7 protein-coding genes and 1 CRISPR repeat array are annotated in these 12,059 nt (G+C 46.2%); of the genes, 3 read left to right on the top strand and 4 right to left on the bottom strand.

The features are described 5' to 3' along the window. Nucleotides 1–10: 10 nt before the first annotated feature. From C7382_RS04490 to nadB, 4 genes are all read right to left on the bottom strand, one after another. Nucleotides 11–1,006: an AAA family ATPase gene (locus C7382_RS04490; protein ID WP_116679121.1), complete on the bottom strand. Its 996-nt coding sequence runs from the start codon at nucleotides 1,004–1,006 to the stop codon at nucleotides 11–13. A 106-nt stretch (nucleotides 1,007–1,112) separates the two neighbouring features. After that, the gene (gene nadA, locus C7382_RS04485) at nucleotides 1,113–2,039 is read right to left on the bottom strand and encodes a quinolinate synthase NadA (RefSeq protein WP_116679120.1); all 927 of its coding nucleotides are present in this window, start codon (nucleotides 2,037–2,039) and stop codon (nucleotides 1,113–1,115) included. A 10-nt stretch (nucleotides 2,040–2,049) separates the two neighbouring features. Continuing rightward, entirely contained in the window at nucleotides 2,050–2,892 is an 843-nt protein-coding gene (gene nadC, locus C7382_RS04480) for a carboxylating nicotinate-nucleotide diphosphorylase (protein ID WP_116679119.1), read from the bottom strand. Between the two features lie 59 nt (nucleotides 2,893–2,951). Then, nucleotides 2,952–4,487, bottom strand: a complete 1,536-nt coding sequence (gene nadB / locus C7382_RS04475) for an L-aspartate oxidase (RefSeq protein ID WP_116679118.1) — start codon at nucleotides 4,485–4,487, stop codon at nucleotides 2,952–2,954. 326 nt (nucleotides 4,488–4,813) lie between these two features. Here nadB and cas9 point away from each other — a divergent pair, with 326 nt between their 5' ends. Genes cas9 through cas2 form a run of 3 tightly spaced genes read left to right on the top strand, consistent with a single transcriptional unit; the run spans nucleotide 4,814 to nucleotide 10,395 of the window. Next, nucleotides 4,814–9,100 carry a type II CRISPR RNA-guided endonuclease Cas9 gene (gene cas9, locus C7382_RS04470; RefSeq protein ID WP_165815123.1) on the top strand — a complete coding sequence of 1,429 codons (4,287 nt, stop codon included), beginning with the start codon at nucleotides 4,814–4,816 and terminating at the stop codon, nucleotides 9,098–9,100. Nucleotides 9,101–9,114: 14 nt separating this feature from the next. Then, complete coding sequence (cas1, locus tag C7382_RS04465) at nucleotides 9,115–10,053, top strand: type II CRISPR-associated endonuclease Cas1 (protein WP_116679116.1); 939 nt, start codon at nucleotides 9,115–9,117, stop codon at nucleotides 10,051–10,053. Then, on the top strand, nucleotides 10,054–10,395 hold the full coding sequence (cas2, locus tag C7382_RS04460) for a CRISPR-associated endonuclease Cas2 (protein ID WP_165815122.1): 342 nt from the start codon (nucleotides 10,054–10,056) through the stop codon (nucleotides 10,393–10,395). 152 nt (nucleotides 10,396–10,547) lie between these two features. Further along, nucleotides 10,548–12,058: direct repeats of the CRISPR family, unit length 47 nt; unit sequence GCTGTACGATAACAACAAAGATACTAAATCTGAAAGCTATTCCCAGT. Nucleotide 12,059 lies beyond the last annotated feature (1 nt).

Genomic DNA, 12,059 nt, shown 5'->3' with positions numbered 1-12,059 from the left:
TGTCTTTTCCTTAGGGTACCTCTACTTTGTTCAGTATTTCATTTATCACAGCGTCGGCCGTCAGGTTGTTGGCCTCGGCTTCGTAGCTTAGGCCGATGCGATGGCGCATGACGTCGTGGCATACGGCACGCACATCTTCGGGAATTACGTAACCTCTGTGTTTGATGAAAGCATAGGCTCTCGCGGCCAAAGCCAGATTGATGGAAGCACGGGGCGAAGCACCGAAGCTGATCATATCCTTCAGATCGTTCAAACCAAACTGCTCAGGATAGCGTGTGGCAAAAACAATGTCAACGATATAGCGTTCGATCTTCTCGTCCAAATACACCTGTCTGACCACGCGTCGAGCTTCCAGTATTTCAGCCGTATTGATGACGGGACGGATGTCCGACAATTCACCGCCGATATTCTGACGAATGATCTGCATTTCCTCTTTCTTCTCGGGATAGTCTATCAGCACCTTCATCATGAAACGGTCCACCTGTGCTTCGGGCAGTTGGTAGGTGCCTTCCTGTTCGATGGGATTCTGCGTCGCCATGACGAGGAATGGTTCGGGCAGTTTGTATGTGGTCTCACCGATGGTCACCTGTCTTTCCTGCATGGCTTCGAGCAGAGCACTTTGCACCTTGGCCGGTGCACGGTTGATTTCATCGGCGAGGATGAAGTTGGCAAATATCGGTCCCTGCTTCACTTGGAACTCTTCGCGCTTCTGGCTGTACATCATCGTTCCCACCACGTCGGCCGGCAATAGGTCAGGGGTGAACTGGATACGATTGTACTTGGCATCAATCAGTCCTGCCAGCGTTTTTATGGCCAGCGTCTTGGCCAGTCCGGGAACACCTTCGAGCAATATGTGACCATCGGCCAGGAGACCGATCAGCAAGGATTCGACTAAGTGGTTCTGCCCTACGATATTCTGCGCCATGCCGCGCGAGATGAGATTCACGAATGAGCTTTTCTGCTCTATCAGCTCGGTGAGAGCTTTGATGTCAATGGTTTCACTCATTGGGTTGTCTATGATCTGTTCATTAATTCTTTGTTCCGTTTGTCTGAATGGCGACATGCACCACTATGATATTTTGGACACACGGATTCTTCTATGGTTTAAGCCCTTATCCGATGGCCATCATTCGTTCGATGGAGAAGAGAGCCTTTTCGCGGATGTCTGCAGGTACCTTCACCTCATAACGATTGAGGCGCAATGCTTCCAATACCTCCCACAGACCGCTCTGCTTCATGTGGAAGCAGCGGTTCTCCGGTTGGATGGGGATGAATGTCTTGCCCGTATTCTCTTTGTGGAGGAAGTGGAGAATCTCTGGTTCAGTTGCGATGACAAATTGCTTCTTGTCTGACTCACGAGCATGCTTGAGGATACCCGCCGTTGAGTACATAAAGCATCGTTCGTTAGTCAATACCTCTTGCGAATGTGCGCCTGCGCTTTCGGGATGAATGAGGATGTCGGCATCCGGATACAGCTCCAAAGTCTCCAAAATGGCTTCCGTGCTGATGCGCTCATGCACGAAGCAGGCAGCATCCCATAGCTCCATGTCACGTCCTGTCTTCTCTCGGATATAAGCACCGAGATTCCTGTCCGGCCCGAAGAGAATCTTCTTGTCTTTCGGCAGGCTCTCCACCACTTTGAGTGCATTGCTGCTGGTACAGCAGTAGTCCGTCCATGCCTTTACCTCGGCCGTCGTATTCACGTAGCTCACGACCAAACCGTCGGGGTTCTTTTCCTTCCACTTTTGCAGCCCTTTGGCCGAAGCTCCTTCCGCCAATGAACATCCTGCGTATTCGGTAGGAGTCAGGATCGTCTTGTCGGGAGAAATGATCGAAGCAGTCTCAGCCATGAAGTGCACCCCACAGAAGAGGATCACATCGGCTTGGGTCTCTGCCGCCTGACGGGATAGCCCCAGCGAATCGCCTATGTAGTCTGCAATATCCTGCACCTCCGGCCGTGCATAGTAGTGCGCCAAGATAATGGCATTCTTCTCTTTCTTGAGGCGCTCTATCTCACGAATGATTTCTTTAGTCTGCATGGTCGTTTGCTTATTGTGCTACAAGAAAGTTCATACTGATGTCCATGGCTGTCACACTATGGGTCAGAGCGCCTACGCTGATGTAGTCCACCCCTGTCTCTGCCACGCTACGGATGCGTTCGAGGTTCATATTGCCACTGGCTTCCGTCTTGGCACGACCGGCGATCAGCTCCACAGCACGTTTCATGGTGTCGTTGTCCATATTGTCCAGCATGATGATGTCGGCACCACATTGCACGGCTTCTTCTACATGAGAGAGTGTGGACGTTTCCACTTCCAGCTTGATCGACAATGGCAGATCCCGTCTGGCCGATTCGATCGCCTTAGTTATGCCTCCGGCTATCTTCACATGATTGTCCTTGAGCATGATCATGTCATAAAGCCCCATCCGATGATTGTGCCCGCCGCCGTGACGAACAGCCATCTTGTCTGTAATGCGCATCCCGGGAGCTGTCTTTCTGGTGTCCAGCAGTCGCACCTGCGTGCCGGCTATGGCTTCGGCATAGCGTGCTGTCATCGTGGCGATGCCGCTCATGCGCTGTAGGAAGTTGAGAGCCAGACGTTCGGCCTGTAGCAAAGCCCGATAGCTGCCTTCTATCTGCAGAATGGTCTGTCCGCGCTTTACCGTGTCGCCGTCAGCCACATATGGAGTCCAAGTAACGGTGTCGAATCGCTCGAAGACCCGACGCGCCACTTCCATGCCGGAGATAACGCCATCGGCTTTCATTGTCATGGTAGCCACAGCCTTTTCCGACTGGGGAATGATCGCATTGGAGGAAATATCGCCATCGGCTATGTCTTCGGCGATGGCCAGATCGATCAGTCGTTCCAAGAGCATTTCTTCATGAGTCATAACTTCGTAATAGGATGTATTGGGGTCTTTACTATGATTAGTTCTTTCTCCTTTTTTTCTCAACCAAGCGAGTAGGACGAATGCTTGCGGTAGGCATCTCTGGTCTCGGGGTAATCCTCCCGATAATGTCCGCCTCTGCTTTCGTGACGGTCCAGAGCGCCTTGCACGATCAGTTGTGCGACGATGAGGAGTTGCTCCGCGAAGGAAGCATAGAGGTCGTTGACTCCGCAGAGCGACCGCCTGAGCTCTTCGATCCGGCTCCGAACCGATAGCAATCCGTCTTCGTTTCGGATGATGCCCACATGATGGGTCATCAGTTTGGAGAGTTGCTCGCGGATGGTATGATAGATCGTCACGTCCTTCGGCTCTGTGCCTGCAACCTGCTTCGGCAGGTTGTCGAGGTGGACGGAAGACGCTCTGCTTACTGTATCCTCCACGACACGATGGCCGAAGACAAGGCATTCGATCAACGAGTTGGAGGCCAACCTATTGGCGCCCATTATTCCGGTCGATGCCACTTCGCCAACGGCATAGAGATGGGGCACAGCCGTACAGCCGTTCAGATCCGTACTCACACCTCCCACTGTATAATGTGCAGCAGGAGCCACGGGAATTCGATCCGTCATGTCAAGCCCTAACTCCGCGCAGCGGGCGCAGATCGTGGGGAAACGTTTATGAATCATATCCGGATCCAAATGCCTCAGGTCGAGATAAACGTACTCGTCGCCCAATCGTCGCATCTCCATGAAGATCTGACGGGCAACGGTGTCGCGCGGGGCTAATTCGGCAAGTTCGTGAACGCCTTGCATGAAACGCTCGCCCTTACTATTATATAAGTGGGCTCCCTCGCCTCGGACCGCTTCGCTGATTAGGAAAGCTTCGCCACCCGGGTTGTATAGTGCTGTCGGATGGAACTGCACGAACTCCATGTCTCTCACTTCGCAGCCAGCTTGATAACAGAGGGCGATGCCGTCGCCGAGCGTTGTCTGCGGATTGGTGGAACGTCGGTAGATGGCAGCCGATCCGCCGGTAGCCATCACCGTGTGTTTGCCATAGAAGACAACCTCCTGACTTTGATCCCAGTCCCATGTGCGTACTCCCCGACAGCCATTGCTGTCGATGAGGAGTTCCACCGCCTGATGATTGACAAAAATCTCTATTTCAGGTGTGGCGAGAACGCTATCGATCATGAAGCTGGTGATCATCCTACCGGTCGAATCCCCGCCGGCGTGTAAGATGCGCTTGTGATGGTGCCCTCCTTCGAGAGCAAGAGCCAGATGCCCGTCTGCTTCCGTGTCGAAGCGCATTCCCCATTCGATCAGCTCAGAGATGCGGGCAGGCGCTTCTTCCGTAAGCACCCTTACAGCTTCGTCTTCGCAGAGTCCGCGACCGGCTTCCACCGTATCGCTATAGTGATCAACGGGCGCATCGTCGGCTGCCGTGACGGCAGCAATCCCCCCTTGTGCAAAGTAAGAATTGCTTTCATGGATATCAGCCTTGGTAATAAGAGCGACCCGCCCAAGCCTCGATGCTTTGAAAGCCGTATAGAGACCTGCCAGCCCTCCTCCTACGACGATATAATCATACCGATTCATTCCGGATAATTTCATACGACGGCAAAGATAAGCCAAATAAAGACTTATCTGCAGACAGAGCCGAATGAACTAAGAGCATTGAAGAGTATAAGGCTCAAAAAGAAGAAGCTCTCCGAAAAACTTCGAAGAGCCTGTTCTTAATGTTTTCACAACGGAATAAAATCCTTGTTGGGAAAAGCTTCAGATTTAGTACTGCAAATATACTTCAAGTTATTGAAATAACAAAATGATTTGTTTATTTTTGTGCGAACAGCTGTATTAACGCTGTCTTTACTTCTCAGTCCTTGGTAGTTGAGATGTATTTGATACTAAACAATTTTAAAACGATGAAAAAAATACTTGGTTTAGACCTCGGAACGACTTCTATTGGAGGAGCCTATGTCTTAGAAGGAGAGAGGCCCGAAGAACAAACTAAAATAGTTTATCTGAGTACGCGAACAGTATTGTCTTCGGCTGATGCGGAAAATTTCAACAAAGGATTGTCGTGTTCTCCAACAACTGACCGGACAACAAAACGCTCTATGCGTCGCAGACTCCAACGCTACAAACAGCGCCGATCAAGCTTGTTGCAGCATCTACAAAAGACAGGGATTATTGAAGATAGAGAGAAGATCCTTCAGAAGCCAATCTCAGACACGCACGAACTCCTTAGAATACGCTCAAAAGCTGCTTCCGAAAAGGTTTCTTTAGAAGAATTTGCCAGAGTTCTTCTGACAATCAATAAACGTAGGGGCTACAAGAGCAATCGAAAAACAGGCAAGAGTGCAGAAGAAGACGGCAAATTGGTTGATGCCATGGCTGTAACAAAGGAGTTAATCAGAAACAAGAAGACTCCGGGGCAATATATGTTCGACCGATATGTTCAGGGGAAATATGCTGAGATAGATTTCTACATTTTTGACCTCACGAATGAACTCAAGCAAATTTGGGATATCCAAGCACAGACAAATCCTAACATTTTCACGCAAGATTTGCTTGACTCATTGCTAAATCTAAAGACTGGAAAGTTCGAAAAGCACATATTCTCGAAGACAAATCTTGCTCCAGCAGAGCTGCCCAAAGATTATCTCAATGGAAAGAAACTCCGTAAAAGCATTCTCAACAAATACTTTTCTTACGAATGTCGAAGCTTAGCAGCTGCAGGCGTTATCTCTATTCCAATGGCGATAGCTGCCATCATATCAGTCTGCAAACAAATCAACGGCAGCAGTAGTTATTTGGGAGCCATAGGGGATCGTAGTCGCATTTTGTTTGCCAACGATCAAACAATCGGAGAATACTTATACCAAAGGTTGCAGAAAAATCCTCATGACAGGGTTAGGGGCGAAGTCTTCTATCGACAAGACTATCTCGACGAATTTGATCGTATTTGGGCGCAGCAGGAGAAATTCTATCCGGAAGTCTTAACGAAAGAAGCTAAGCTTCCCATCCGAAACCGTATTATTTTCTATCAACGCCCTCTTAAATCGAAGAAATCCGAACTGGCATTCTGTGAATTCGAGTCCCATGAGATTGAGCGAAATGGACGCAAATACACCGAAGGTCTACGTGTTGCTCCAAAGTCCTCTCCTATTTTTCAGCACTTTAGATTATGGCAACGATTAGGGCAGATCGAAGTCTCACGGCTTAGAAAATGGGATAAACAGGAGGCGCAATTGTTTCAGCAGGACGAAAAGACAGATCAAGGAGGATTTCTCTGCCTTGAGGCAAAAGAAAAATTATTTGGCTATCTCAACCTCCTTGATTCCCTTAGTGAGAATGAGATACTGAATATTCTCGGATACAACTCGGATGTTTGGAAGCTTAATTTTAGAGAAGTGCTTGGAAATCGGACTAACAATAGGATGATGAGAGCATTCTTTACCATGAAGGAGATGGCGGATGGAGAACAGATCGAATGGGAAAAGAATCTAACTAAAATCACCAATGGACAACCTGCCCTTTCTCCCGAGCAAGTGATAGATGTCATTCGCCAATTCTTTAATAATGAGGGCATAAATTCCGAGTTATTGCATTTTGATCCTTTTGCTGATGATCTAAGGAAACAACCTCACTATAGTTTGTGGCATCTTCTCTATTCTTCAGAGGATGATAATTCGCCTACGGGGATAACATCCTTATGCAAAGCTTTGTCCAAGCGATACGGTATTTCTCCTGAATTGTGTCCACCTTTAGCGTCATTGAGTTTTGAACAAGAGTATGCCTCTCTAAGTACGAAGGCAATGCGCAAAATACTCCCGTTTTTACCAGAACATCAATATGACCAAGCTTGTAAATTGGCCGGTTATCGTCATAGTTCTTGGACGACAAAAGAGGAAAATAACCAACGTAAGCTGATTGACAAATTACCTTTGCTCCGCAAGGGAACATTGCGCAATCCTGTTGTGGAAAAAATCCTCAACCAGATGGTTCATGTAATCAATGCCCATATAGCCGAATATGGAAATCCGGATGAAATTCGCCTTGAGATGGCTCGTGATATGCAATCCAATAGCAAACAGCGTAAGGCAATGACAGCGTCTATCGCAGAGGCAGCCAAACGCAATGTGCTCTACCTTGAGGAGATAAAAATTAAATGTGGAATTAATAATCCCTCTAAGAATGATCTCGTCAAGTATCGACTATGGAAAGAGCTTGCGCCACTGGGATATAAAACCTTGTATTCGAATACGCATATCCCTCTTGAGGAGTTATTCACTCCTAAGTTTGATATAGAGCATATCATTCCGAAGGCGCTGTTCTATGACGATAGTTTCTCGAACAAAACGTTGGAGTTGAATGCTGTGAACAAGAACAAGGGGAACAAGACTGCATTGGACTATATGGGGACTCTTGGATTCCAACAAGCCAACGAATATGTACTTCGAGTAGAGGAACTCAAAAAGAGTAGAATGATCAGCCCTGCCAAATACAAAAAGCTCCTCTTGCTCGAGAAGGATCTAAGCGATGAGTTTACCAATAGAGATCTTGCCAATACGCGTTACATCATCCGGCTGGCTGCCGATATGCTTTTGCAAGTAACACCTTCTATAGTACATACCAACGGTAGTATAACAGCCATTCTGCGGCGTGACTGGGGGCTGCTTGATACGATGAAAGAACTTAATATGCCTATTTATGAATCGATAGACAGTCGCATTTCCAATGGCGAGGAGAAGCTTGTTAAAACGATCGAACGAAAGGATGGTCAATCAATCAAGGTTATCAAGGACTGGAGCAAGCGTAATGACCATAGACACCATGCCATGGATGCCCTTGTCACAGCTTTGACCACCAGAAAGCATGTGCAGTATCTTAATGGTGATAGTGGATCGGATGTGACGGATAAACGCCAAAAGCTAGAATTATTAAAGAAGCTTCGCTCTCAACTCATGGGATCAGACGGGCGTTTTGCCCTGCCCATGCCTAATATCAGAGCACAAGCAAGAGAGGCTCTTTCTCGGGTGATCATATCGACCAAAGTCAAAAGCAGAGTAACGACTCCTAATACCAATGTCATTGCAGGCCGAGATAAAATGACCGGTCGCAAAACGGCTATCCGACAAACGACTTTGACACCTCGTGGAGCATTGCATTTAGAAACCAAGTATGGCAAGAATCGTTACTATCAGGAAAAAGAGATTGCTATCGGAGCAAAATTGACTATGGAGGAGATTCAATATGTCAGCTCCCCCCTCCTTCGTTCGATCTTGACAGAACGATTGCAAGAGTTCAACGGCGATCCTAAGTTGGCCTTTACAGGAAAGAATTCGATGGAGAAGAATCCGCTTAGGGATAAAAATATGAACGTTGTATACACAGATAAGAAAGTCAAGCAAACGATTTTGGACGATAGATTCGTATTTCGGAAGCCGATTGACAAAGACCTCAAGCTTGATAAGGTTATAGACGTAGGAATCAGACGGATATTAGAAAAGAGACTTAATAAGCATAATGGACAACAAGAGAAAGCATTCTCAGATTTAGAGAATAATCCCATTTGGTTGAATGAAGAAAAAGGTATTGCCATCAAGTCGGTCCGTATCAGAGGCAAGAATAACGCCATGCCAATCCACGAGGCTGGTCGCCCTATTGACTATGTGGCTAATGATAATAATCATCATTTAGCGGTATATGCACTACCAGATGGCAGCATTGAGGACGACATCGTTAGTTTCTTTGACGCGGTAGAGAGGTCAAACCAGAATCTCCCAGTCATTGATAAGGTTAAAAATCAATCATTGGGATGGAAGTTCCTTTTTAGTATTAAACAGAATGAGTACTTCCTATTACCTCGGCAAGAGGACACGGTGGACATAGATACTGGAAAGATCCAGAGACGAACGACATTTGTTCCCCAAGACCTCAGTCCGGAGTACATTATGAACCCCGATAATTACGCAGAGCTTGCCCCACACATTTTTAGAGTTCAAGCAATCTCCAAAACTCGCCAAAAGGTTGGATATGTAAGAATCTATATGTTCAAACAGCAATATGTCTCTGGTAGTCAAAAAGAATCCTCTTTTCTGAGGGGTGTAACTCAAGTTCAAATTAGTTCTGCAAAAGATTTGGCTCAGCTTGTCAAAATTAGAGTCAATCATCTTGGTCGAATCGTTGCAGTAGGTGAATACTAAGCATTGTTGCGTCAATGATTAAGCGAACTTTATACTTTGGCTCTCCTGCATATCTTGGACTAAAGATGGGGCAATTGGAGGTGAGGCTGCCGGAGGTAGAGCTAACAGACACTCTGCCGGAGCATCTGAAAAAGAGCAGTCGGCAATCCTTCCCTATTGAGGACTTGGGTATAGTCGTGTTGGATAATAAGCAAATCACGATCACACAAGCCTTGCTGTCTGCTCTGATCGGTCAAGGTTGTGCTATTATTAGTTGTGATGAGACGCACCATCCAACGGGGATGTTACTCTCTTATCTCGGGCACTCCGAACTGAGCGAACGCATACACGATCAATTAGAGGCCTCTCTTCCGCTCAAGAAGCAGTTGTGGCAGCAAACCATCCGTGCCAAAATAACAAATCAGGCTGCGGCACTCGCTCAAACAACGGGAGAGCCTCACCCTAATATGCATGCGTGGATAGAGTTGGTAAAGTCCGGAGATGCTGACAATATTGAGGCAAGGGCTGCTGCATACTATTGGTCCAATATCTTTCCCTCTTTCCCTTCTTTCAAGAGAGATAGAGAAGGCGACTGGACTAACAAGCTACTCAATTATGGATATGCCATAGTTCGAGCGATGGCAGCTCGGGCGATAGCCACAGCTGGTTTATTGCCATCAGTGGGTATTTTCCATCACAATAAGTACAATCACTTCTGTTTGGCTGATGACTTGATGGAGCCTTATCGTCCCTACGTTGATCTGCTTGTCTATCGTATGACCCAAAACGCTGTTAACGATCTTCCTTCATCGCTTACTACAGAGCATAAAAAGCAGCTCCTAAGCTTGCCCGTAATTGATACCATTATTGATGGCAAGACTCATCCTATGAGCATTGCCATTCATCATAGTGCCACATCACTATATCGGTGCTTTGCGGGAAAAGAGCGAAGATTGGTCTATCCTCGACTGTAAATGAGCGAATACAGATCACGATATTCAGCCTATCGAAGTATGTGGGTAATGGTGTTTTTCGATTTACCAACCGATACAGCAGCAGACCGGAAACGTGCTGCTTCTTTTAGGAAAACCTTGCTGCAGGATGGCTTCGAAATGTTCCAATTTTCCATTTACATCAGACACTGTGCCAGTCGGGAGAATGCTGACACGCATTGTCGGCGTGTCCGGTCTGCCATTCCAGAGAAAGGTAAGATTGGTTTGATGACTATCACAGATAAGCAGTTTTCATCCATGGAAATCATCTGCGGCCAAGGGCGGGAGTTTTATCAGCCACCTCTTCAACTCGAACTGTTTTAACGGTATAAATCTTCTCCTCCCAAAGGCATCAGCCCATATTGTAGAAAACTAAAAAGCCGAGAAAACTCTCGGCTTTTAGGTTGCATACAGTCTTTTTTTGAGAGCTGATATGCTTCGTACATTGCTGTGCCATAGATACTTACTGGGGATCTGCTGTACGATAACAACAAAGATACTAAATCTGAAAGCTATTCCCAGTCGCTCGAAGCTGTAGAAAAAATGGCAAATGGCTGTACGATAACAACAAAGATACTAAATCTGAAAGCTATTCCCAGTGTTGCCGATCTTAATCTTTTGCATAATGTTGCTGTACGATAACAACAAAGATACTAAATCTGAAAGCTATTCCCAGTCCGCCTTGGCATCCGTATCGTCTGCGAGATGCTGTACGATAACAACAAAGATACTAAATCTGAAAGCTATTCCCAGTGCAGAGGCTCTCCGTATCTCCCTGCGCAAGGCTGTACGATAACAACAAAGATACTAAATCTGAAAGCTATTCCCAGTCTTTCGAATCTCTTCTGCGCATCCAGTATTGCTGTACGATAACAACAAAGATACTAAATCTGAAAGCTATTCCCAGTTACCTGGTGAGATGCTTGCCATGCGCATGAGCTGTACGATAACAACAAAGATACTAAATCTGAAAGCTATTCCCAGTGAGGAACGAGATAAAATAGAATCTCCGTCTGCTGTACGATAACAACAAAGATACTAAATCTGAAAGCTATTCCCAGTAGGATTGTCGAATAAGGACTCTTGCATAGAGCTGTACGATAACAACAAAGATACTAAATCTGAAAGCTATTCCCAGTCCGATTCGGTTTTCGATATTTTTTCCTCTTGCTGTACGATAACAACAAAGATACTAAATCTGAAAGCTATTCCCAGTACGAGCAGCGATCTCGCCCAGCGGAGTCTGGCTGTACGATAACAACAAAGATACTAAATCTGAAAGCTATTCCCAGTGCTCGTATGAGCGGGTGGAGTACTTAAACTGCTGTACGATAACAACAAAGATACTAAATCTGAAAGCTATTCCCAGTTCCACGACGGTGCGCTCCGGACGCTCTACAGCTGTACGATAACAACAAAGATACTAAATCTGAAAGCTATTCCCAGTAAAAGAGGAACAATTATGAGAGAGTTGACAGCTGTACGATAACAACAAAGATACTAAATCTGAAAGCTATTCCCAGTGCTCTTTAACTCCCATACAATCAACCAATTGCTGTACGATAACAACAAAGATACTAAATCTGAAAGCTATTCCCAGTAGTGAATAGTGTCTCATAAATAGGCCTGTTGCTGTACGATAACAACAAAGATACTAAATCTGAAAGCTATTCCCAGTCTTATTGCACACACGTAGAAAAAACAGAACAGCTGTACGATAACAACAAAGATACTAAATCTGAAAGCTATTCCCAGTTCTGTGTCAAACTCATAGGGAAAGTTGACAGCTGTACGATAACAACAAAGATACTAAATCTGAAAGCTATTCCCAGTCTACTGGAACGTTAAACAACCGCCCCGCCCGCTGTACGATAACAACAAAGATACTAAATCTGAAAGCTATTCCCAGTGCTCGTATGAGCGGGTGGAGTACTTAAACTGCTGTACGATAACAACAAAGATACTAAATCTGAAAGCTATTCCCAGTA

Origin of the sequence: Porphyromonas loveana (genome assembly GCF_003096695.1) — a bacterium.
Lineage (GTDB): Bacteria > Bacteroidota > Bacteroidia > Bacteroidales > Porphyromonadaceae > Porphyromonas > Porphyromonas loveana.
This window is presented reverse-complemented; position numbering and strand designations above follow the sequence as displayed.